Source organism: Nostoc sp. CMAA1605 (genome assembly GCF_021596505.1).
GTDB lineage: Bacteria > Cyanobacteriota > Cyanobacteriia > Cyanobacteriales > Nostocaceae > Trichormus.
The window spans coordinates 1-22,050 of the sequence record NZ_PJIZ01000121.1; the positions used below are offsets into that span (position 1 = coordinate 1).

Sequence of the window (22,050 nt, forward strand, 5' to 3'; positions counted from 1 at the left end):
AACTTAGACCTCAAAGTAGATGCTCCACTGATATCCTTACAAGGTTCGTACAATATAGGTGGTGGAAATAAAGGCTTTGGTAACTCTTGGTCTGCTTTTTCTGATACTTTTCACCTATATAACAATGACATTTCTCTTTTTAAAGAAACATGGCAATTGGGAGGATTTAACACACCACAAATTAATTTCGCTGCGATTTAAGCGAATTTCTGGTTGACGTAAGTAATTGGAATTAGCACTTACTCTGAAATAACCATTGTAATTAGCTAAAACAATAAGGGATTATGTCTGCGATCGCCCTCCGTTATCTATTGATTTTGAGGGTGATCGCTTTGATAAAATAGCAGCAAATATCCTTGCTAAAGCCAAAGGAATGACCAGATTCATCCATGACCAATTCTCCAAAGACTACCTAGAAGAACTACTCAAACCATTCGGAACAGTTCAAGCACCAAGTAGAGTCGCAGCAGAAGTCAGAGAAATAGACGTATTATTCACACCCATTCCCACACAAGCAGCCAAATTAAACACCTTGGGAATATTAGGTAGAATGGCCACAACCCCAGCCATCTTTGAACCATTCCGCAATCCTGCATCCATCGAAGAAATTAAAGATTGTCTATCAAAATCATTAGAAGTAAACAAGGCAATTCAGCGAGAAGCAAATCGCAACAAAAGCAAAATATCAGACTCAGAAATTCCCCAACAATGGATACTCACACCCACCGCATCAGAAACAATCATTGCTGGTTTTGGTGCAGTTCTCAAATCAGATTGGGTAGAGGGAGTGTACTTTTTACCCCAGCATTTCCGCACAGCTATAGTCATCATTCATCAGTTACCATCGATTCCCGAAACACTATGGCTGAGAATCCTGGGACGTGGGAAAGTGCAGCAACGCGCAATTGATGAATTAACAGCACTACCAGCAAATCACCCATTCCAAAGAGTGACGCTAGAATTACTTTATAGCCTGCAACAAAATTTGCGAATCAACCAGAATATCGAAACAGATGATCGGGAGTTAGTGATGAGATTAGCACCACTGTATCAGGAAGATAGAGAACGCGCTAGACAGGAAGGTTTACAACAAGGCTTACAGCAAGGAGAACAACAGCTAATTCTGCGGCTGTTAAATCGGCGTTTAGGAGAAATCGATATATCTTTAACCGAGCAAATTCAAGGATTATCTATTGAACAATTAGAATCTCTGGGAGAAGCATTATTAGATTTTGCCACAGTGGCAGATTTAGAAGTTTGGTTAAATCAACAACAAGATGCAACCAATCAGTAAATTATTAACGGTGATAATTTGAATTTAATCTATCAGCGATCGCCTTTTGAATTAGCCAAGATTAAGTGAGAGCGATCGCTCTTTTGAAATAAGTCGAGTTGTTGGTGCGATCGCCCTCCGTTATCTACTGATTTGGAGGGCGATAACTTTGGTACAATAGCATCAATTCGCCTTGCCCAAGCTACAGGAATGACCAGATTCATCCATGACCAATTCTCCAAAGACTACCTAGAAGAACTACTCAAACCATTCGGAACAGTCCAAGCACCAAGTCGAGTCGCAGCAGAAGTCAAAGAAATAGACGTATTATTCACACCAATTCCCACACAAACAACCAAATTAAACACCTTGGGAATATTAGGTAGAATGGCTACAATCCCAGCCATCTTTGAACCATTTCGCAACCCCGCATCAGTAGACGAAATTGGTGATTGTATCTCTAAGTTATTAGAAATCAAGAGCGCAATCCAACGAGAAGGAAAGCGCAATAAAACTAAAATACCAGAAACAGAAATTCCCCAACTGTGGATACTCACGCCCACCGCATCAGAAAACATCATTTTTGGGTATGGTGGACAGCTAAAATCAGATTGGGTCAAAGGAATATACTTTTTACCTCAGCATTTCCGCACAGCCATAGTTGTAATTCATCAGTTACCATCTATTCCCGAAACACTATGGCTGAGAATACTAGGACGTGGTAAGGTACAGCAGCAAGCGATTGACGAATTAGCCGCCCTCCCAAACACTCACCCATTCAAAAGAGTGACGCTAGAATTACTTTATAGTCTGCAACAAAATTTGCGAATCAATCAAAATATCGAAATAGAAGATAGGGAGTTAGTGATGAGATTAGCACCACTGTATCAGGAAGATAGAGAACGCGCTAGACAAGAAGGTTTACAGCAAGGAGAACAACAGTTAATTGTGCGCCAGTTAAATAGAAGAGTGGGAAACATTGATTCATCTCTCATTGAAAAAATTCAACAACTATCAATAGAGCAGTTAGAAATATTAGGAGAAGCATTATTAGATTTTGCCACAGTCGCAGATTTAGAACTCTGGTTAAATCAACAACAAAACACTACCAATCAATAAATTTAATCATAATTAATGATTAGCGATCGCCTGCTAAAATCATCAAGAATTACGGTAGGCGAAGCCTACCCAATTCTTCCAAAATCAACCCAAACCCAATTCTCGTTTGAGTAAGTCAATAGAATTCGTCCCGATGTAATTTTCTACTTTAACCAGTTTGGGTGGACGAATGATATCTTCAGATGCTGCGTGAACTGCTGTCTGTACTATAGTAAAACAAGCTTGATCACAAATAATCACTTCGGCTCGTTTCACAATCGCCTGCAATTTATAATTATCCTGTGGTTGGGCAGTCATGATGAGTAAATCATCACCACGCAAACCATGTAAAATCACTTCTGCTTGATGTCCAATTCCTGAACTTAGGCTGACTATCCCTACACACTGATCTTTAGGTAAATTCTTCAGGAAATTAATCTCTTTACTGTAGTCATAGATATCTAGAGGAATCACCCGCACAGATTTAGGTGCAGCGATCGCTTCCACATCGTTGATAAAATAGCGGCTAGTCACTACTGTGGCTGAAGTGGTCTTATCGAGGATGGCAGCTAATTCATTGATGGCTACTATCTGCACTGGTATTTCTAGATACTCTTCCAATTCATAAGCCATTAATTCCCCTACACCTAAATCTTCTGAAGGTGCTGCTACTAATACTCGCGCACTACAACGCAAACGCCAGTCAATTTCTGCTAAAAATATCTCTCTTGCTTGATTGAGTGAATATCCTTCGCTAATGAGTTCATCTAGGGCTTTTTGCAATATTTTTGCTGCGTCAGGATGTTTTTGGGATATCGGTGATTGTAGCTTGCTTCCGCCTTCATGACCTTGGGCGCGCACGTAAATTCCTGAACCGGCTAAACTTTCGACAAAACCATCTTCTTCTAGCTGGCGGTAAACTTTGCTGATAGTATTGCGGTGTAACCCAGTCTGCATTGCTAAAGCCCGTGTGCTGGGTAACTTGTAACCTGGTGAATATTGTCGAGAAGCGATCGCAAACCGCATTTGATTAAATAGCTGGGTTGATGCGGGAATCTCACTATCTGGCTGAATACGGAATTGAATCATCACCCAACCTCCTGAGCAATTCAAAATTCAAAATAAAGAAAACTAGGGGAACTACAAATTTTGGGTATCTTACATGGAAGATTTTTTTGGGTAAATTTTTTATGTATAAGTATTTCGTATGGGATATTTAAGCAAAAATCACCCAAACATACTGGCATAGTTATATCAAATAATCACAAAGCTTTATCAGGTTGCATGGGTAAAAATTATTATGACTGAGCTAGCGTTAGATACTCAAAGGGTGAAGATTCCCCACAACAGTTTACAAATCTCTGCATATTTAGCACAACCCCAAGCACCAGGTTCTTACCCTGGAGTCGTAGTTTTACAAGAAATTTTTGGTGTAAATGAGCATATTCGGGATGTTACAGAACGCATCGCTAAATTAGGATATGTGGCGATCGCACCTGCACTATTTGAACGCATCGCCCCTGGCTTTGAAACCGGTTATACCCCCGCAGATATCGAAGTTGGTAGAAAATACGCTTGGGAGCAAACCACCGCATCAGAATTATTAAGCGATATTCAAGCCGCTATTGATTACCTCAAAACCTTACCAACAGTCAATAAAAATGGCTGTGGTTGTGTTGGTTTTTGTTTTGGTGGTCATGTAGCATATCTTGCTGCCACTCTCCCAAATATTACAGCCACAGCTTCATTTTACGGGGCGCGGATTCCCACTGCTACACCAGGAGGCGGCGCACCTACCCTTACCCGCACAGCAGAAATCCCAGGCACAATCTATACATTTTTTGGCGAAGCAGATGCGAGTATTCCCCCAGCACACATCGACGAAATTACAGCAGAGTTAGAAAAATACAACATTTCCCATCGTGTGTTCCGCTACGATGGAGCTGACCACGGATTTTTCTGTGACCGTCGCGCCAGTTATAATCCTCAAGCAGCAGCCGCAGCTTGGGAACAAGTACAGCAATTGTTTGGGACTGTGCTGGCTAAGTGAGGGCTACTGTTAATTTGTGATTTACAGCAGGAAACAGGCTTAAAAGTATCTGGTTTTCTTCTGAAACTTTGTACCTAATTTAGCTGAAATCTGCTGTAATTAAAAACTACGAATTAAGTAAGTCGGTGCGAAAAAACCAAACTACATTAAGCAATGTAAAAATTGGGAAATTCGTTTTGTAGTAAGGACTTCAGTCCTTATTTAAGGACTAAAGTCCTCACTACAAACCTTGAATTATTTACACCCTTCTACTTACAAAACCCCTTGGTCTTAAATCAAATAAAAATAATTTATTGTCAATTGTCATGAACTCCGAATCGAAACTTACTCAAAAAGCCAACTCGTCTTTTACAATGGACGATTTCGCCAAAGCATTAGAAAAACACGACTACCAGTTTCAAAAAGGTCAAGTTGTTCACGGTAAGGTATTTCAACTTGACCCTGATGGGGCGTATGTCGATATTGGCGGTAAATCGTCAGCTTATATCCCCCGTGATGAGGCTTCTTTGAGAAGTGTGACCGATTTATCGGAGGTATTGCCATTACATGAAGAATTAGAGTTTTTGATTATCCGTGAACAGGATGCAGAAGGTCAAGTAACTCTCTCTCGCAGACAGCTAGAAATTCAGCACATCTGGGAAAAGCTAGTAAATATGCAAGAAGCTTCTCAGACGGTGCAAGTTAGGGTGACAGGTGTGAATAAAGGCGGTGTCACCGTCGATTTACAATCAATCCGAGGATTTATTCCGCGATCGCACCTGACAGAACGTGATAATTTAGAAGCACTCAAAGGTCAAAGTCTCACTGTTGGTTTTTTAGAAGTAGATAGAAACACCAAAAAACTGATTCTTTCTCAGCGTTTAGCGACTCGTTCTAGTAACTTCAACTTGTTAGAAGTTGGTCAGTTAGTAGAAGGTAAGGTAACAGGAATTAAACCTTTTGGTGTGTTTGTTGATATAGATGGGACAAGTGCTTTATTGCATATCAAACAAGTCAGCCAAAGATTTATTGAATCCCTAGAAAAAGTCTTCCAAGTAGGTCAACAAATTAAAGCTGTAATTATTGACTTGGATGAAGGGAAAGGTCGGATTGCTATTTCTACCAGAGTGTTAGAAAACTTCCCTGGTGAAGTGGTAGAAAACTTAGAAGAAGTGATGAGTTCAGCAGAAGCACGCGCTCATCGTGCTGCTAATAAATCGGCTGAATAAGTTGTCTTGAATTTAGTGCGATCGCTTTTTTTATGCAAGGATAAAGAGAGCGATCGCTTTTTTATATTGATGGTAATGGTGGAAGCTCAAAATCGTTAAATAAGCAAATATTGTAATGAAAATTGTTTAAAGCTCTCACTAATTTCGCATCGAGAGTTAATAGAATCGCACCGACTTGTACAGAAAGAGCAACATAACAAGCATCGTAAGCAGAAATGTTATGATTGAGAGCGATCGTCACTGCATCCGCCACTAAATCAGCAGTCGAGACAACACGCAAGGGAAAAGCCTTAAGACTAGCTAAATTACCTTGAATTAAAGAAGCATTGTAACGGCCAGCACGAGCATACTTCCACAGAACATTTGCACCTTCAATGTAAAACAGATCAGGCACAAAGATTTCCGTTTGAGGATAGGCAAGATAGGCACACAGTTGATTAACTTTGGCTGTTAGCGGATCTGGGATAAATTGTTTAACGGAGACACTAGTATCTACAACACACCGGAGAGGATTCGTCATCTGTTCCGATCTTCCCTAATCATCTCAGTGCTATCAGGCCATTCGACATCTTTTGGCAGTTGTTCACGACGAAGACGGATTTCTTCTAGAAGTTTTGGGACATTTTTGTATCTTTCGTCTACCGTTGGTTGCAGCTTTGTCTGCAAACCCTTCTGCAAGACTGTAATAGCTTGAGCTTCAACTGAGCTATTTTCAGCGTTAGCTAACTCTTGCAACTGTGCGTATAAATCATCAGGTATGTTTAGGTTAGCCATTGCTTGACCTCCTAAAAGAATTTACTGCTAATGGTAGCACGATTGAGCTGAGGGGTGCGGGTGCGATCGCTATTCAATCTTTCAATCAACTGCTACAATAATTATTTATTGAATTATTTTGTGTTTTTAATATGGGCAACAAAATCAAACAAGCCCTGTCCTTGACTGATAATGTTCGGTTAGGAACAACATCTTCCTCTCCATTTTTAGGTTCGCCAACTTTTGACGAAGTACCTTTTCATGTGCGTGAAGGGCGTATGCCAGCTTTGGGAACTTATGTAGTTATCGAACGAGATAAAGATGAAATAGTTCATTACGGACGTATCATTGAGGGAACAGAAGACAACCCTCGTGCTAACCCATCGACACTGCAACAAAATCAGGCATATCAGGTAGGTTCAGATAAAACCAGACCAGGCGATCGCTCTCCTCATGTTACCCGTGTTATGACTGTTGAAGTCTTAGGAGAAATACATCTTGATATTAATGATCAAATAATTATTAAAGAACCGAGTCTATTAGCACAAACAGGGCAGGGAGTTTATGAAATACCTGCTGACAAAATACCGCAACTATTGAATACTCCCAATAAAGCAGAAGAGGGTTTCTACATAGGTAAGGTAGAGTCTGGTGGTAAAAGTGTAGATTTTATACTGCCAATGGAAGCCATAGCCCGACATTTGGCGGTTGTAGGAAAAACGGGTGTTGGTAAAAGTTATGCTACAGGTGTTTTGATTGAAGAATTAGTCAGACATGGGATACCTGTGATTGCTTTCGATGTTTTAGGAGATGTAATTGCTGCTGCCGAAGATTTGGGAGGTTTAAATTTTCGAGCGGGGGTTAATTTTCGTGTTCCTTACTCAGTCATCGGCATGAGTGAGTTTCTTGGATTTGTGCCGAATCTGACATCAGACCAATCAGAGTTAGTATCTATGGCTTATGATGCCGTATTTACTGACGCACTGCAAAGTCTAGAAAAAAGTGGCAAAGTAAATATTCAAATTGAAGAGTTATTAGAGGAAATTCAAGGTGCTGGTACTGAATTTGGACAAGCAGCCGTGGGAGGAAGAGCCGCACGTAAAGTATCAACTGTATTCAAGCGTAATCCACTTTTGACAACCGGAACAGAGTCTTGGTTAGAGGAATTTGCTAAACAACCAATTACTAATGTTTTTGTAGGACACTTGAGCCAACAACAACGGAATTTGATAGTTGGTGCATCAGTTAGATTATTGCAAGCATTGCGTAAGCGTGATCGCATTCCACCTTTTGTCTTTGTACTCGATGAAGCGCATTTTTTCTTACCCGCAGGAGGGCAGATAACACCATCGACTCAAGTCATCCGAGAGATGATTCGTACTGCTCGACATGATGCGATCGGAGTTACATTAATTACTCAAAGCCCTGCATCTATGGACAAGCAAGTATTGTTAACTTGCAATACACGTTTAGTATTTGCTTTAGATCCAGATGATATGAAGCTAGTATCTGGTACTTTAGGAGGTATTTCTGATGAAATGATTTCTCGTATCCCTAAATTACCAAAGGGTACAGCAATCATGTCATCAAGTATGGATATTTTACGCCACCCAGCACAGATACGTATTCGTCCACGCGAAACCCGTGAAGGTGCGCCAACACCCAATATTGCAGAGGAAGTCAAAAAATGGCGGCAGCAGAAGATAATTTAACGCAGAAAATTTTAGATTTATTGCTCAAACAATCAGACGGTTTAGAAGTTGAGGAAATTATCAACCATTTGCAGAAAGAAGATGGTGATATTTCTCCTAGAGGGATACGCAATCTTTTAAACCAATTGGTGAAGGAAGAAAAACTAATCAAACGTAAACGTCAAGGTAAAGGACGAGGTAAGCCACCCTACGCATACTTCAACCTTAAAACTGTTTCTCAGTATGTCAATCCTTTTGAGGATATCCCAGGAGTAGATAGCACAAAATCTCACTTTGTAGCAAAAACAGAAATTGAAAAAGAGCAGATAGATCCACAAGAACAGCAACGCCAAAAGCAATGGCTGACAGTTTTAGAAAGAATTGCTACTCATAATCTATTAGCTGATACTTATGCTAAGGTCGTTATTGAACACGCATCAGAATTAGCTATACAAAACCCTGTAGAGCTTGTTGTCAACATGGCAAATTGGGTAGTTAATGACCTTAACCAGTTAGGAAAAGAAATTGAGCGCAAATTGCAAAAAGCAGAAACAACAGAAGCTCAAATTTTAGTTAGAAGACTAGAGGAGAGATTAACATGGGCGAGAAACAACTTGCAAAAATTTTGGCGACTAGACCGTTCACGAGATGAAATACCCGGTATTTTATATTTACCTTCACAAGCCAAACATTTTTTTCGTGATGGAAGACGCGCTCAAATGAATGAGAAAGCAGCGCGGGAGCAACTAGAAAAACGAATAATAGGTAATAAGTTAATCGAAGAAACAACTCCTCCAACCAACCAGCACAAAGCAGCCGTTGGGACGGATGCTTCTATAGCAAAAATTTTTCTAAATCACACTTCAGGCAGCTTTATTCCTCCAGATCCGGTCATAGTGACTACTTCTGCTGCGGCAATGATAGTTGATGAAAATAACCCTACACAACAGGAATATTTAGATTTTGATATTTCTCCTGATGATCTACAGGAATATGAAGAATATAATGCTGCTGCTAAAGGTTTAGTCCTGTCTCCAAACCTAATGAGAACAATCGGTACTGACACCTTTAAAAGAGCGCAAACAGCAGCCTTAGAACTCCGGCAATATCATCAAGACTATCGTGTTGCAACCAGAACTAATGAATGGCGACCTATTGGTAATTTACCTGATTTAGAAATTAACCCAAAAGTAACTCTCATTTTCGTGATGGTCGTGTATTTCCTATTGTACATCGAATTAACTTTTACGAATCTGATGGGTTATACGGTGATATTGTACGCAATCAAATCGCAGAATTTGCTGGAGTTATTCATAATACATTGTTAAATCCTCTTGGTGAAATCGTTTATGCTTCAGCCGTAAAAAATCCTGAGCTTTCGTGGTTATCACCTTTGGTATTTTGGTATCTCCATAACAAAAAAATTCAGGAGCAGAGTAAACCTATCGTTACAGCAGATGATATTTATAAAGCACCTTTTTCAGATACATCAGTATCTCATCTTTTATTTTTAGGTTTAGCAAAGAAGTCTAGTAATTTTAATAAACAAAAACACTTTATAAGCTGTCGCGTTCTCCGGCGTTTTTCAGATATTGCTTTTGTAGATGATGTATTACCGATAGTTATTTCCAAAAATGAGAAAAATTGTCCCTTAGATGAAGATGATATAGAAGATTGGCAAATTTTTATAGCTCAACGTCTTGCTAGAAAACAAGCTAATGGAGAAGATAATCTTCTAGAAGAAGATGACTACAGAGCATTTATTTATATATGTCATAAAGTAGGTGTGCTTATGTGTTATGCTGCGCCTACCTCTGCGTATGAAATAATAGTCAATAGTGATTCCGATGGCAGTGGACACTTTTTAATTCCTCGTCTAGAAGTTGCTATTAATCTAGAAAAGAAAAACTTACAAACTTATCAAAGAACCTTAGATAAAATGTTGTCATGGTTAGCAGCAGGACGCTGGGAACGTGATTATGGGCATACACAAACAGGTTTTGATGAAAGAGAAATAGAAAGTCGTTATCCTGTTCTTGTACCCGATGTTACGCTGTATGCTGATGAAGCGGCGAAATTTGCCCGTGATAAGCTAAGTGACGAGGTAGAGGAGAAGGTCAGAACCCTAATTGCCGACTTGAAAAAGCATTTGGCAGGTGGACGCTAGTACAAAATAATTATTTCAGCCACTTGACATCTACAATTAAAACTGCAAAAATTATTTATTGTAATAGATAGTGCAGAAACGATCTGAGTAGCTCCAAGTAGGTATTCAGTCAGATTAATGTACCTTAACAACAAAAAAGCCAGCCCCATTAATTGCGTTTTGGGTGTCTGGCTCTAAATTGATTTATTTTTCTAAAGAAATTATGTCACAAAATATTGCAAATGTCGATCTCACACCGACGGAAATTGCGCTGCGGTTGAGTGAGTCGTTCAATAGTAAAGTTTCCAACCGACAAGTAAACCAGTTTTTAGAACAGTTGGGTTTGCAGAAGAAGCTGAAGACCAGAAAGGGTAAGTCACAGTGGAAACTTACAGAAGAAGGTCAAAAATACGGTCGAGTGTATTTAGTGACTAATACTAATGGTAATTGGAGTGGCAATCAAATCAAGTGGAGTGAAGAAGTTTTAAATCTTCTGCAAAAAGAACCACCTTGGCTGACTGCTTAAAGCAATTATTTTGATGTTGGTGCTTTACTAAATTTGCTGCTTGCTTTTATGCTTCTGTCCTACGTATACAAACTGAATCCTTCATGGAAACAAGCGCAGAAAATCGAACATTGGCTGCATCTGCTTCGCCTCCAGTACAACTTTCGGGTTAGGGAAAGGACACAAGCATATGAGCAAGCAAAAGCACCCCTGATGGGCAACTACTGCATTATTCAAACTCAAGCTGAGTGTTGCCCATTAACTTGCTCAGTTAGCAAAGGAGCTTTGTACGGTAATCCCTGGAGTACCAAAGGGAAAAAACGCAGTCCTCTTGCTCAACAAGATGCAAATTTGGTAGACCTGAAAAAAGAGCGACCTTGGTATAGCGAAATTTGTTACCACGTTTTACAGCAAATGCTAAAACAAGTTGACGCTGCATTTGTACGTTTTTTCAAAGGTTTGGGCAAATATCCAAAAACAAAACGAAGGGGCAAATTCCGCTCTTTTACTTACCCAGCAGGGGATATTGGCTTTAAAGGAAACAAAGTCAGACTTCCCGGAATTGGCTGGATGAGATTTTTTCAATCTAGACCTTTTCCACCTGGCTTTAAAATTCGTTCTACTACTGTGCGAAAAAAGGCAGATGGTTTTTATATCTCCGTTCTGTTGCAAGATGACACAGTTCCTAGTCCTCTAACACCTCAGCAAATACAAACAGTATTAGGAGTAGATTTAGGAATTAAAAAGCTTGTATCTCTTAGCACTGGTGAAACTATCCTCAATCCACGATTTTATAAAAGGATCGAACGAAAGCGATCGCGTCTTCATCGCGCCGCCAGCCGTAAAGTATTAGGTTCTCGTCGTCGTCAAAAAGCACATCATCGAATAGCGAAACTAGAACAGAAAGTTGCCAATCAAAGAGAGGATTATCAATGGAAGATAGCTCATAACTTAGTCAAACAATATGACCTGATTGTCTTTGAAAATCTCAACATTCAGGGCATGATGGCACGCTGTAAACCCAGACAAGATGATCGCGGCAAGTATTTACACAATGGTCAGTCTGCGAAATCTGGACTAAATCAAGCGATCGCTGATGCTGCTTGGGGGTCTTTAAAACAGAAAGTCAAAATTTTGTCCGAAAGGGCTGGCGTTCTGGTTCATGAGGTTAACCCAAGGTTTAGTTCTCAGGAATGCAGTGAATGTGGATACGTCCTCAGAGGGTGACAAGCTACCTATAAAGGTTGGTGCATAAGGGAGAGGGCATAAAAGCCACGCTGAAAATAGAGTCGTTTATGGGGTTTGAGGGCAATCAGACTCAAGACCCAATCAGCCCATAATTCCATCCCATAACGCCATCGTTGTCCGTAGAGTCCAAAGCTAAAGTGACTCTGGCGTGGGGTCTGGTCTTTGTGTGATTGGATACGTCCAGCATAGATATCTATGCCTAATTTTTTCATTTGTTGCCCCTGCATTGTCGCCAAACTATAAGCTAAGGCAATCAACAAGACTAAGGCTAAAAAACGGGTGTCATTAACCTTGGTATCTTCCAAGTTATAGCCACTTGTTTTATAATCCTTGAACATTTGTTCAATACCCCAACGACAACGATAGACTGCCAATGCTTGTTGTAATGTTGGGAGGTTAGTTAAGATATACCAAGGTTCTTTTGCTCCCTGATTATTATATTTTCGTTTCCAATAGATAGCCAGATTAAATAGTCCAATTCCATCCCCTTTATTGCACCTCACTCCCTGATAGAATTTAGACATTCCCGGTTGGAATCCCAGATTTTTTAGAACTTGATACTCCTGATTCAATGCTGTTTGGAAATGCAGGTCTTTTTTCTGCCTCAGAGCGAAGAATACACCCCTTTCATCCAGCCATTGAGCCAGTTTAGGACTGTGAAATTCTCGGTCTCCTAATACTAAAACCGGATAGTTTTTCAATAAAGTCAGCACTGTTTTTAGGAGACGTTTTTGAGTGTGAAAATTACTGTTTCCTACCTGTTTTAAAACCTCCCAATACAAAGGAAGAGCATGAGTTCCCCAGACTAAGCTCACCATAAATACATTTCTTCCCTGCCATTGGGTTCTGTCAATTGCGATGAGCCAATATCCATATTTATGGTGTTTGAGTTTCTGGAGACGACGACGCTGGTCTCGATTTAAGTTTCGTCCCCTTTGTACTTGTCTTATCCAATATTTTATCAAGGGAAACCATAAAAGTTTGACATGGAGTTGCGGCAAGTTCAAAAAGCGTTGTATGTTGCGTTTGCGACTGCCATATTGAATCGGTTGGGGAAAAACACTCGCTAAAACGGAGAGTTTGACCTGACGATGAACTTGTAGCAATAACAACAAAAGCTGTAAAGTTAGATACTGGGTTTCATTCAGATGGGTACGCAGGGTTTTTTGGTAAGATTCAGGAAACATATTTTTTCCAGGGAGCCGCAAAAATGCTCCCTATTTTTTGTCTCCACTATCTTCTCAAAGTTTTGTCCCATCTAGCTTAGAGTTGCCTTGTCACCCTCTCAGGGATACGTCAGTCCTCAAAACCGATATCAAGAAAAGTTCCTTTGTGAAAACTGTGGTCATCACGCAGATGCAGACGTTGATGCTGCAAAAGTAATCTTGAAGCGCGGTTTAGATGAATTGGCTATAAATTTAGATGCTGTATCGGGAGTCCCTCGAAAACAGGATAAAATCACGCCCAAGGAGCTTGTTGTAAGACAAGGGGAATTACCTGTGATCACGGGTGAGCCTGGGAACTCTCAAAAAATTAAGTTTTTGAGTAGAGGAGAGATTGAGTAATCATCTCTTGGAACCCTCTGGCTTTAGCTAAATCGATTCCATCAATTGAAATCGGATGAAGCGAATCAAGCTTTTATCCTAAAAAACGGAGAAGGGGAGATTCGAACTCCCGGAACCCTTGCGAGTCCATCTGATTTCAAGTCAGACGCAATCGACCACTCTGCCACCTCTCCAAATAAACTGTCTAGCTTGGCTGCACCTGAATTTTGTGGTGAGCAATAAAGCTGACAGATATTACTATATCCTATCATCTACGCAGATGGTACTACTGAATGCGATCGCTCATAAAAAATTTCTTCTGTCACCACCTGAAAATCCTTGCCAACCCATACCAGTGCAGCTTTTGTGACTACACCCGCCTCTAGGGAAACCACAGAAAAATTCCGCAGTTTCTCCCCGTCTTGCTCGACAATCCTGGGGACGCTGGCGGCATTGAGGTAAAATATCCCCTCTGGACTTCTAAAGACGGCTTTTCTGAGTTGTTTCTTGGTGTGCCGTAAGGCATGGTGCATATGTCCAAATGTCACCAAGGCTATTTGTTTACCCGCATTGATAGTTAAAGAAACCGCCTCAGCTAAATCAGGATCGCCAAAATCGCCGCCGATGGGATGCCAATCTTTACCGCAGGGGTCTTCGGGGCGATCGCCTAAGCCACTCGGCCCGTTATGACCGATAAAAATAATGGTGTCACAGGCTGCACTTTTCACAGATGCAAAGATTCTCGCTGCTGATTCTTCCAACGTTGACACCCCGTAACGGTCTTTGCAGATGTCAGCAAATCGCCATTCATGACCACCCCAACTAAAAGGACGACCCCCCACAACAGTTAAATTCCATTCAGGGAAATCTAGCTTACTGAAACCAACGTGAGCTGCACCTAATAAATCTAGCTGTTCTTGTACCCTGTCTTCCTTGGTGCGGTCATAGGGACATTTCTTCCGTCCCCATTCTGTAGCGGTGTACCAAGCATCATGATTGCCCATGACGGCTGCTTTGGGAATATCGAGGGAAGCGATCGCGCTTACCACCTCCACCGATTCGTTACCAAAATCCCCCACAAATAACACTAAATCCACACCCAAATGCTTGAGTGCAATGCCATCCTCTGTTTCCCACAGATCATGAACATCTCCCACTACAGCAATTTTGAGAGTTGTTGATTGCGATTTTTGACTGGTCATGCCACTTCCTTGCCGTATATTTCTAGCATAGGCAACTCAGCCAAATTTGGACACAATTTTGGGGTATTAACCCCCCAACTATTTTTGGTAAAAACTACTATAATTAATGCACAGGCAAAATTTGTAACAAAAAATTAATCTTTAACTGTGTTTACTACTGCTCAACGCCAACAAACTCAACCAGGTGGGCTACCACTAGATTTATTTGCTGCTATTGAAGAACTCAAAAAAGAACTCAACGCCGTGATTCTGGCGCATTATTATCAAGAGCCGGATATTCAAGACATTGCAGACTTTATTGGTGATTCTTTACAACTAGCGAGAGCCGCAGAAAAAACCAACGCAGATGTGATTGTCTTTGCTGGGGTTCACTTTATGGCGGAAACAGCTAAAATCCTCAATCCTGACAAGTTGGTGTTATTACCAGATTTAAATGCTGGTTGTTCATTAGCTGATACTTGTCCCCCAGCCGAATTTGCTGCTTTTAAAGCCGCCCATCCCAATCATTTGGTAGTTTCTTATATTAACTGCTCTGCCGAAATTAAGGCGATGAGCGATATTATTTGCACCAGTTCCAATGCTGTGAAGATTGTGCAGCAAATCCCCAAAGACCAACCAATTATTTTTGCTCCAGACAAGAATTTAGGACGGTATGTCATGGAACAAACCGGAAGGGATTTGGTGTTATGGCAAGGTAGCTGTATAGTGCATGAAACCTTCTCTGAGAAGAAGATTGTCCAATTAAAGATAGCCCATCCAGAAGCAGAAGCGATCGCTCACCCTGAATGTGAAAGTAGCGTTTTGCGTCACGCTAGTTATATCGGCTCTACAGCCGCTTTACTCAAATATTGCCAAACCAGCCCTAGCCAAGAATTTATCGTGGCTACAGAGCCAGGTATTATTCACCAAATGCAAAAATTAGCTCCTCACAAGCACTTTATCCCTGCGCCACCAGTGAATAACTGTGCTTGTAATGAATGTCCATTTATGCGGTTGAATACTCTAGAAAAACTCTATTGGTCGATGAAAAATCGGACTCCTGAAATCACTATGTCAGAAGATATCCGCATTGCTGCACTCAAACCAATGCAACGAATGTTAGAGATGAGTGTTTAGCTAAGTCTAGAGGTTTTTTTAAATATTTAGATTATTCTGTTCTGGCTGCATCTACTTGTATCTAAATATTTTTTTAATACTTTTTTAGTAGATGCACCACTTTTTGGGTTAACTGTCAAATTATGTTTTAGGCTGTTTTCAGGACTTCAAGAATCTTAACTACCACTTAAAAAACCAACTAAAAATCCTACAACAAAGAAGAAGGCTGTCAAACATAGTGCAACTATTGCCCATGTTCTTTGATTGGCTTTAAATGCCTCAATACTAGCCCATCTTTTGCTTTTCCATGCCCATTCATTCCCCTTAATTCCCAAAATAATCGCCATGATAAAACCGACGTAGGGAACGAAGCACAAAAGACCAATCCAAACTTTGTTACCAATACTCCAGAATACTCCTAATAGAAAAGCTCCCCAATTCCAACCTTTGATTTCTTGGGGAACAGGAATAGATTCATCAAAAATACGACCACAACCTGAATTATTGGCTGGGTCAGATGTAGAGTTAGCAGAGTAAATTGGTGTGGAATAATCTGGATTTTGATAATTTGGTGGGGATTTCCTGACGGGTTAGGTGTGGAATATCCTGGATTTTGGTAATTTGGTGGGGGATTTCCTGACGGGTTGGGTGTGGAATATCCTGGATTTTGGTAATTTGGTGGGGGGTTTCCTGACGGGTTAGGTGTGGAATATCCTGGATTTTGGTAATTTGGTGTACTGTAACCTTGATTTACCTGTCCCAAATTCAAGAATGATATGACTTCATCCGCAGTCTGGAAGCGGTAATCTCCCCTTGGTGCTAACATCCGATTTAAGGCTTGACTCATCAGGGAACTGACGGTGATTTCCCTGTCCCATTTCCAAGTTAATGTATATTGATCTAACAATTGTTGCGGTTGTTTACCAGTCATCAAAACAATTGCGGTGACGGCCAAAGCATATAAATCACTACTGGGTGAGACCATTCCTAACCGAATTTGCTCGTCAGGTGCATAACCCACCTTCCCAATGCTTGTACCTCCAGGGGTTGGTGTTGGCTGTAAATTAGTAGCGACGTTAAAAGTTACTTGTTTCACCGCACCCATGTCAATTAATACAGGAAGTCCTGTTTTGGTGCTGAAAATAATGTTATCGGGAGAAATATCTCGGTGAATCACGCCTTGACGATGCAGGTAACTTAACACAGGAAGCAAATCCTGAAATAGTTTGAGGACTTCTGCTTCGTTGAAGCGTCCCCCTTGTCTGAGGCGTTCATTTAATAATGATTCATAGGTGCGACCTTCGATAAAGTCTTCTACTAGAAATAAGCGGGAGTTTTCCTGAAAAGCTTCCCAAAATCTGGGTATTTGTGGGTGCTGTAGCTGATAAAGGGTGACGGCTTCTCTTTGAAATAACTCGACGGCTTTGTTGAGTGCGCCAGTTCCTTGGACGGAAGGAATAAACTCTTTTAGAGCTACTTTCTCATTAAAACGACCTGTATCTTCTGCAATATAAGTTCTACCAAAGCCGCCTTGACCTAGCATTTCTCTAATGATGTAGCGATCGCGTAATCTAGTTCCTGGTTGGATACCAATTAAGGTAGGCTCTAAGGTATTACCGGAGCTATGTAACGCCTCCCCACAAGTAGAACAAAAGTTAGAACCGCCTACACTCTGATGTCCTTTACTACAAGTAAGATAACTCATGGGTCAAATCTGAGATTTTATATATTTAGTATCTATATTTCTGCTCAGGCAGCAGATTTATTTAAGTATATAGGCTTTTTACACACAAAAATATTGTGTGTTACTTAAGTTATTGCAAGGAAACTTTATTGACATTTCCGAAAAAAGTATGTGACTGAAGTTAAATTACAGCTTACTCTTAGCGGCTTCTTTTTGGGCAGTTTCACTATACTTTTTATACAGTTGTGTCCGTATTTTTGCTTCTTGATAGCGACTGTGATCTGGTGGTACTGCGTCCATGAGATCAGAAGCTCTTTGCCACATAGCTGCTAGCTCTAACCATTGTGTTGAGGTTGTCGCTATTTTTCCAGTCGCAGAGGCTTGATTAGCAATTCGCACAGCTGCGGAGAAGGAATCATCAGATTTGTTATCTACGGATGATGTTTGGTTACTATTAGCTGTCGCAAAATTACTGTTATTATCTAGCTTCGCAAAGTTTTTTAGGTGTTCACCAAATTGGCTATAGACAATCCAACCTAGTGATAACAATAAGCATAAACCAATTGCTGACTGCCATTTTACTTTCGGTGATTTTCTCAACTTATCTTTGTGAGATAGTGAAGAAAATTCCGGTAAATTATTTTGTCCAAGTTCAATTTGAGCAATTTGGAAATCTTTAATCAGCTGCTGCACAATGTTTGGTTGAGCCAGGGTAATTTCCTGTGACCAAAGTAATTGATTTTCGCGCTCTAGTTCTGTCAACCACAATAATTGCTGTTCCCGCACTATTCGACTATTAATTCTGATGCGGCGAATATTACGTGGTGCAATAGATTCAAGGATTTGCTGGATTTGCTCTACTAGACTAGATTGCTCTAGTAGTTCTGCCTTCGCCGCTTCACACAACAGTTGTAAGACACCATCGACAAAAATAGCTCGGATTCTCACACCAGACTTGGTGAGGTTGTCGTTTAATAGTTGAATAATCGCGGCAACGCTTCCTTGATGAGCTTGCCAAGCGATATCGTTAATCCGATCTACCATTGGAGACTTACTGATAGCTTTTAACCCTGATTTTTCTAAGAACATCTTGATTTTGGGCTTATGCTCTAGTGAACTTTACCTTTTCTTCGATTTTATGGTTAAAAAGATCAGGTTGCCACATAAAATCTTAAAAATTTAGCTTCTTACTACTGAAGGTGTTAATTGCTGAATGTAGACTGTTGATTGTTGTTGAATTCCCCACTAAATCTTTTAAATAGACTTATACAATATTATGTTCACCTTAGCATAGCGGTATGAAGCAATTACGTATATTTCTGCACAGATAATTTAGGAATTTTTTTGATGATTAATTGACCAACGGTGTTCTATGGGTACAGAAGAACCTTGACAAGCTTCTTCTAATTGTTTTTGTTGGACTGCGGCTTTACGGAGGGTAATAATTAGTTGATTCACCTGATTTCGCAGTTCAGGGTTACTACTGACTGCTGACATGGTTTGTCTTTCTAATAGTTGCAGTATAAGTTCGTAGTGAATGGGTGAAGGTAGGGGAATTTGCTCCATGTAGTTATCAATTTGGTAATTTTTAATTCTAAATGTCTAACTGCTGTCCAGTCAATTTTGACACAATAACCACAGATTTAACTAAGATTTTAGGGAATACCAAAAAATAAATTGTCCCAAATAAACAGCTTAGTAGGGTGCGTCAGTATGAATAATCTCTTGGTATAGTTAGGTTTTCTTGCACTGACGCACCCTACAGTTTGGATATTTTTTTATCTGGAAGTCCCTTAGATATTTAGTTTCAGGGAATTTGAGGGTTTTGAGGTTTGAGTTATACCTAGTGTAACGTGAGTGAAGTAGTTGCTGAATGGGAAGTTTCACTCAAGATGGAGGACTCAGAACCTAAAAATTAGGACTGAGTTGCAAGTTGATTTACCGACTTTGTGATCTGACAATGTATTTAAGGAGACTGGGAAAATAGGCGGGCGATCGCTAATTCTGGATCTGGTTGCTTTACTAGGGATTCGCCGATTAACACAGCCGCCGCACCAGCTTGTGATACTTGAGTTAAATCTTCTGGGGTATGTAATCCCGACTCACTGACGACGAGGATATCTCTGGACTGTAATTGACTACCCCTAGCTGCTAAAATTTCGCAGGTGGTTTGTAAATCTACGGAAAAATCTTCTAAGTTGCGGTTATTAATGCCTACTAAAGAAACACCATCTAACGCCAATACCCTATCGAGTTCTTCCAGGCTGTGGACTTCAATCAAAACCGCCATTTTCAGGGATTTGGCAATTTTAATGAAGTATTTCAAGTATTGATCACTCAAGATAGCAGCAATTAATAACACTGCATCTGCACCCCGCAACCGGGCTAAATACATTTGATAAGGATAAATGACAAAATCCTTACATAGTAGTGGTAAATCCACGGCTTCACGGACTTTAGCCAAGTTATCAAAACTACCTTGAAAAAATTTGCTATCCGTCAAAACCGAAAGACAACTTGCGCCACCTTGTTGATAGGATAAAGCGATCGCCACAGGGTCAAAATCTTCCCGAAATACACCTTTACTGGGAGAAGCTTTCTTGACTTCTGCAATCAACGCAGGTTTAGTTCTACCCTGTTTTAAAGCTGCGACAAAATCCAGAGTTGGCGGTGCTGTGAGTGCTTGCTTTTGCAATTCTCTCAAAGGCACTTTCTCGCGCATTTGCTCAACTTCGATTTCCTTATGCCAGACGATTTCCTCTAGGATGTTCTGGGGTTGGGTATCTGGTAAAGCAGTTTGATAACGTAAGAAGGCAACATTTATGGCTGGATTTGGTTGCAGACGGCGGATTTGCATATTTAGTGGTGAGTGCTGAGTGGTGAGTGCTGAGTAGTGAGTGCTGAGTGGTGAGTGCTGAGTAGTGAGTGCTGAGTAGTGAGTAGTGAGTGCTGAGTGATGAGTAGGGCAGGGGGCAGGGGGCAGGGGGAAAGAACTTAGTAGGAATAAGTATCTTTCTACCCTTACACCCTTACACCCCTACACCCTTACACCCCTACACCCTTATTTAAACGACTGCCCGTTTATACGCTTCATCCAACACTTCTGATAGGGTTGGGTGGGCGTGGACTAAATGGGCTAGGGTTTGGACTGTTTGCCGGTTGGCTACGGCGGCGGATGCTTCGTGGATTAAGTCGGAGGCGTGTAAACCGAAAATATGTACGCCTAAAACTTCGCCGGTGTCTTTGCGGTAGATGACTTTGGCTATACCGTCGGCTTCGTTTTCAGCTAAAGCTTTGGAATTACCTTTGAAGTAACTTCTGCTGGTGGCGACTTCAAAACCTTCGGTTTGTCCTAATTCTTTGGCGGCTGTTTCTGTTAAGCCGACATAGCTGACTTCAGGGTGGGTAAATGCGGCGGCGGGAATACTGCGATAATCGGCTGTTCTGTCCCGTCCCATGATGTTTTCCACAGCGACGATACCTTGAGCAGAAGCTGCGTGTGCTAGCATCATTTTGCCGTTAGCATCGCCAATCGCCCACAGATGGGGGACAACTTCCCCGGCTGATAAGACTGCCATGCGATCGTCAACCGGAATAAAATTCCGACGGTCAAGTTCTACACCCACAGATTCTAAACCGAGATTTTTGGTAGCGGGGATGCGTCCTGTAGCTACTAAGCAAGCATCAACTTCAATGACATCGACATCTTCTTTAGTTTTGAAATCTGCCAATTCAATCACTACAGGCGAACCAGGAATTACTTTTTTGGCGTAGATTCCCACTTTGGTTTCAATGTCGCGGGGTGTAATTAATACCCGTTCTGCGAGTTTAGCAATATCGCGGTCAAACCCTGGCATGAGTTGGTCGAGGGCTTCAATCAAGTGATTTCACTGCCCCAAAGCTGAGTAAATGTCCGAAAATTCTAAACCGATGTAACCACTACCAATAATGGCAATCCATTGTGGTAGGGTTCAAGTCTCACAGCTTGGTCGCTAGTGAAGACGGTTTTGCCATCTACTTCAATTCCTGGCGGTACAAAAGGTACAGAACAGGAGAAAGAATAATATCCTTAGCGGTGATGGTTTTTTCACCACTATCGCCAATCACCGTGACTTTTGTGTCCCGGCGATTTTACCCCAACCTCTGATGATATCGACTCCCAGACGTTTGAGGCTATTTGTTAAATCCCCTTGGATTTTAGAAACCAAATTATTGGCGTGATCTGCGATCGCTTGCCGATCAAATTCCACACCGCCAATTTGAATTCCCAAGGACTTCAGGTGATGGGCATCGCGCAATTCCCGCACACGTCCAGATGCGGCTAACAACGCCTTAGATGGAATACAGCCTCGGTTAACACAAGTGCCACCCATATCAGCTGCTTCAATAATCGCTGTTTTCAAGCCGCAACCTACGGCGTGTAGGGCTGCGCCGTGTCCCCTACACCAGCTCCTATAATTACTAAATCGTAATCAAATTCATGACTCACGTTAGTTTCCCCGTGTGCTTCGCATTATCTATTCTCGACCTCACCTGCTCGTAGTGCAACCCCC

23 protein-coding genes, 1 tRNA gene and 1 pseudogene are annotated in these 22,050 nt (G+C 41.1%); 12 read left to right on the plus strand and 13 right to left on the minus strand.

Annotated features, from left to right (window positions below; genetic code table 11):
* Window positions 1-201 (plus strand): hypothetical protein (locus tag CV014_RS26520; RefSeq protein ID WP_236144756.1); only part of this gene is annotated, 201 nt, incomplete at its 5' end.
* A 172-nt stretch (window positions 202-373) separates the two neighbouring features.
* Window positions 374-1,294, plus strand: a complete 921-nt coding sequence (locus CV014_RS26525; RefSeq protein ID WP_236144757.1) for a DUF4351 domain-containing protein — start codon at window positions 374-376, stop codon at window positions 1,292-1,294.
* Window positions 1,295-1,326: 32 nt separating this feature from the next.
* Here the strand turns inward: CV014_RS26525 and CV014_RS26530 are convergent, their stop codons facing one another.
* Window positions 1,327-1,497 (minus strand): hypothetical protein, encoded by a 171-nt coding sequence (locus CV014_RS26530; protein ID WP_236144758.1) that lies wholly within the window; start codon window positions 1,495-1,497, stop codon window positions 1,327-1,329.
* Here CV014_RS26530 and CV014_RS26535 point away from each other — a divergent pair.
* The gene (locus tag CV014_RS26535) at window positions 1,484-2,392 is read left to right on the plus strand and encodes a DUF4351 domain-containing protein (RefSeq protein ID WP_236144759.1); all 909 of its coding nucleotides are present in this window, start codon (window positions 1,484-1,486) and stop codon (window positions 2,390-2,392) included. The genes CV014_RS26530 and CV014_RS26535 overlap by 14 nt on opposite strands.
* Window positions 2,393-2,476: 84 nt before the next feature.
* Here CV014_RS26535 and CV014_RS26540 read toward each other — a convergent pair whose 3' ends face one another.
* Window positions 2,477-3,460, minus strand: coding sequence for a GntR family transcriptional regulator (locus CV014_RS26540; protein ID WP_236144760.1), 984 nt, complete (start codon window positions 3,458-3,460; stop codon window positions 2,477-2,479).
* A 211-nt stretch (window positions 3,461-3,671) separates the two neighbouring features.
* Between CV014_RS26540 and CV014_RS26545 the strand changes: the two genes are divergently transcribed.
* Window positions 3,672-4,421, plus strand: a complete 750-nt coding sequence (locus CV014_RS26545) for a dienelactone hydrolase family protein (RefSeq protein ID WP_236144761.1) — start codon at window positions 3,672-3,674, stop codon at window positions 4,419-4,421.
* 305 nt (window positions 4,422-4,726) lie between these two features.
* Complete coding sequence (locus CV014_RS26550; RefSeq protein WP_236144762.1) at window positions 4,727-5,629, plus strand: S1 RNA-binding domain-containing protein; 903 nt, start codon at window positions 4,727-4,729, stop codon at window positions 5,627-5,629.
* A 61-nt stretch (window positions 5,630-5,690) separates the two neighbouring features.
* Here CV014_RS26550 and CV014_RS26555 read toward each other — a convergent pair whose 3' ends face one another.
* On the minus strand, window positions 5,691-6,149 hold the full coding sequence (locus tag CV014_RS26555) for a type II toxin-antitoxin system VapC family toxin (protein WP_236144763.1): 459 nt from the start codon (window positions 6,147-6,149) through the stop codon (window positions 5,691-5,693).
* Entirely contained in the window at window positions 6,146-6,403 is a 258-nt protein-coding gene (locus CV014_RS26560; RefSeq protein WP_236144764.1) for a hypothetical protein, read from the minus strand. Before CV014_RS26560 ends, CV014_RS26555 begins: the two co-directional genes overlap by 4 nt.
* Before the next feature lie 131 nt (window positions 6,404-6,534).
* Between CV014_RS26560 and CV014_RS26565 the strand changes: the two genes are divergently transcribed.
* From CV014_RS26565 to CV014_RS26585, 5 genes are all read left to right on the plus strand, one after another.
* Window positions 6,535-8,094 carry an ATP-binding protein gene (locus CV014_RS26565; RefSeq protein WP_236144765.1) on the plus strand — a complete coding sequence of 520 codons (1,560 nt, stop codon included), beginning with the start codon at window positions 6,535-6,537 and terminating at the stop codon, window positions 8,092-8,094.
* On the plus strand, window positions 8,070-9,401 hold the full coding sequence (locus CV014_RS26570; protein WP_236144766.1) for a hypothetical protein: 1,332 nt from the start codon (window positions 8,070-8,072) through the stop codon (window positions 9,399-9,401). The genes CV014_RS26565 and CV014_RS26570 overlap by 25 nt, the downstream gene beginning before the upstream one ends.
* A complete protein-coding gene (locus CV014_RS26575; RefSeq protein ID WP_236144767.1) occupies window positions 9,395-10,240 on the plus strand; it encodes a hypothetical protein in 846 nt (281 codons plus the stop codon). Before CV014_RS26570 ends, CV014_RS26575 begins: the two co-directional genes overlap by 7 nt.
* Before the next feature lie 202 nt (window positions 10,241-10,442).
* A complete protein-coding gene (locus tag CV014_RS26580) occupies window positions 10,443-10,745 on the plus strand; it encodes a hypothetical protein (protein WP_236144768.1) in 303 nt (100 codons plus the stop codon).
* Window positions 10,746-10,793: 48 nt separating this feature from the next.
* On the plus strand, window positions 10,794-11,951 hold the full coding sequence (locus CV014_RS26585; RefSeq protein WP_236144769.1) for an RNA-guided endonuclease InsQ/TnpB family protein: 1,158 nt from the start codon (window positions 10,794-10,796) through the stop codon (window positions 11,949-11,951).
* A gap of 8 nt (window positions 11,952-11,959) precedes the next feature.
* Here the strand turns inward: CV014_RS26585 and CV014_RS26590 are convergent, their stop codons facing one another.
* Window positions 11,960-13,159 (minus strand): IS4 family transposase, encoded by a 1,200-nt coding sequence (locus CV014_RS26590; protein ID WP_236141326.1) that lies wholly within the window; start codon window positions 13,157-13,159, stop codon window positions 11,960-11,962.
* A gap of 87 nt (window positions 13,160-13,246) precedes the next feature.
* On the opposite strand from CV014_RS26590, the gene CV014_RS26595 reads away from it, so the two are divergent.
* The gene (locus tag CV014_RS26595; protein WP_236144770.1) at window positions 13,247-13,537 is read left to right on the plus strand and encodes a transposase; all 291 of its coding nucleotides are present in this window, start codon (window positions 13,247-13,249) and stop codon (window positions 13,535-13,537) included.
* 86 nt (window positions 13,538-13,623) lie between these two features.
* Here CV014_RS26595 and CV014_RS26600 read toward each other — a convergent pair.
* Together CV014_RS26600 and CV014_RS26605 are read right to left on the minus strand one after the other, a co-directional pair.
* Window positions 13,624-13,710 (minus strand) — tRNA-Ser (locus CV014_RS26600).
* 78 nt (window positions 13,711-13,788) lie between these two features.
* Window positions 13,789-14,718, minus strand: a complete 930-nt coding sequence (locus tag CV014_RS26605) for a TIGR04168 family protein (RefSeq protein ID WP_236144771.1) — start codon at window positions 14,716-14,718, stop codon at window positions 13,789-13,791.
* A gap of 147 nt (window positions 14,719-14,865) precedes the next feature.
* Between CV014_RS26605 and nadA the strand changes: the two genes are divergently transcribed.
* Entirely contained in the window at window positions 14,866-15,834 is a 969-nt protein-coding gene (gene nadA, locus CV014_RS26610; protein ID WP_236144772.1) for a quinolinate synthase NadA, read from the plus strand.
* 155 nt (window positions 15,835-15,989) lie between these two features.
* Here the strand turns inward: nadA and CV014_RS26615 are convergent, their stop codons facing one another.
* From CV014_RS26615 to lpdA, 6 genes and pseudogenes are all read right to left on the minus strand, one after another.
* Window positions 15,990-16,160, minus strand: coding sequence for a hypothetical protein (locus CV014_RS26615; protein WP_236144773.1), 171 nt, complete (start codon window positions 16,158-16,160; stop codon window positions 15,990-15,992).
* 71 nt (window positions 16,161-16,231) lie between these two features.
* A complete protein-coding gene (locus tag CV014_RS26620; RefSeq protein ID WP_236144774.1) occupies window positions 16,232-17,518 on the minus strand; it encodes a serine/threonine-protein kinase in 1,287 nt (428 codons plus the stop codon).
* 165 nt (window positions 17,519-17,683) lie between these two features.
* A complete protein-coding gene (locus CV014_RS26625; protein WP_442946949.1) occupies window positions 17,684-18,541 on the minus strand; it encodes a hypothetical protein in 858 nt (285 codons plus the stop codon).
* A 288-nt stretch (window positions 18,542-18,829) separates the two neighbouring features.
* Window positions 18,830-19,063 carry a DUF5340 domain-containing protein gene (locus CV014_RS26630; RefSeq protein ID WP_236144776.1) on the minus strand — a complete coding sequence of 78 codons (234 nt, stop codon included), beginning with the start codon at window positions 19,061-19,063 and terminating at the stop codon, window positions 18,830-18,832.
* Window positions 19,064-19,463: 400 nt separating this feature from the next.
* Window positions 19,464-20,354, minus strand: a complete 891-nt coding sequence (gene trpC, locus CV014_RS26635) for an indole-3-glycerol phosphate synthase TrpC (protein WP_236144777.1) — start codon at window positions 20,352-20,354, stop codon at window positions 19,464-19,466.
* A gap of 208 nt (window positions 20,355-20,562) precedes the next feature.
* Window positions 20,563-21,986, minus strand: a pseudogene (lpdA, locus tag CV014_RS26640) (dihydrolipoyl dehydrogenase).
* Between the last annotated feature and the right edge of the window lie 64 nt (window positions 21,987-22,050).

Bases quoted from the DNA above. Each gene is read 5' to 3' on its own strand.
- CV014_RS26590 (WP_236141326.1), bottom strand. From the start codon at position 13,159: ATGTTTCCTGAATCTTACCAAAAAACCCTGCGTACCCATCTGAATGAA.
- CV014_RS26565 (WP_236144765.1), top strand. From the start codon at position 6,535: ATGGGCAACAAAATCAAACAAGCCCTGTCCTTGACTGATAATGTTCGG.
- CV014_RS26570 (WP_236144766.1), top strand. From the start codon at position 8,070: ATGGCGGCAGCAGAAGATAATTTAACGCAGAAAATTTTAGATTTATTG.
- CV014_RS26625 (WP_442946949.1), bottom strand. From the start codon at position 18,541: ATGGTAGATCGGATTAACGATATCGCTTGGCAAGCTCATCAAGGAAGC.
- CV014_RS26605 (WP_236144771.1), bottom strand. From the start codon at position 14,718: ATGACCAGTCAAAAATCGCAATCAACAACTCTCAAAATTGCTGTAGTG.
- CV014_RS26540 (WP_236144760.1), bottom strand. From the start codon at position 3,460: ATGATTCAATTCCGTATTCAGCCAGATAGTGAGATTCCCGCATCAACC.
- CV014_RS26545 (WP_236144761.1), top strand. From the start codon at position 3,672: ATGACTGAGCTAGCGTTAGATACTCAAAGGGTGAAGATTCCCCACAAC.
- CV014_RS26535 (WP_236144759.1), top strand. From the start codon at position 1,484: ATGACCAGATTCATCCATGACCAATTCTCCAAAGACTACCTAGAAGAA.
- CV014_RS26560 (WP_236144764.1), bottom strand. From the start codon at position 6,403: ATGGCTAACCTAAACATACCTGATGATTTATACGCACAGTTGCAAGAG.
- CV014_RS26620 (WP_236144774.1), bottom strand. From the start codon at position 17,518: ATGAGTTATCTTACTTGTAGTAAAGGACATCAGAGTGTAGGCGGTTCT.
- CV014_RS26550 (WP_236144762.1), top strand. From the start codon at position 4,727: ATGAACTCCGAATCGAAACTTACTCAAAAAGCCAACTCGTCTTTTACA.
- CV014_RS26615 (WP_236144773.1), bottom strand. From the start codon at position 16,160: ATGGCGATTATTTTGGGAATTAAGGGGAATGAATGGGCATGGAAAAGC.
- CV014_RS26585 (WP_236144769.1), top strand. From the start codon at position 10,794: ATGCTTCTGTCCTACGTATACAAACTGAATCCTTCATGGAAACAAGCG.
- CV014_RS26555 (WP_236144763.1), bottom strand. From the start codon at position 6,149: ATGACGAATCCTCTCCGGTGTGTTGTAGATACTAGTGTCTCCGTTAAA.
- CV014_RS26530 (WP_236144758.1), bottom strand. From the start codon at position 1,497: ATGAATCTGGTCATTCCTGTAGCTTGGGCAAGGCGAATTGATGCTATT.
- CV014_RS26580 (WP_236144768.1), top strand. From the start codon at position 10,443: ATGTCACAAAATATTGCAAATGTCGATCTCACACCGACGGAAATTGCG.
- trpC (WP_236144777.1), bottom strand. From the start codon at position 20,354: ATGCAAATCCGCCGTCTGCAACCAAATCCAGCCATAAATGTTGCCTTC.
- CV014_RS26525 (WP_236144757.1), top strand. From the start codon at position 374: ATGACCAGATTCATCCATGACCAATTCTCCAAAGACTACCTAGAAGAA.
- CV014_RS26630 (WP_236144776.1), bottom strand. From the start codon at position 19,063: ATGGAGCAAATTCCCCTACCTTCACCCATTCACTACGAACTTATACTG.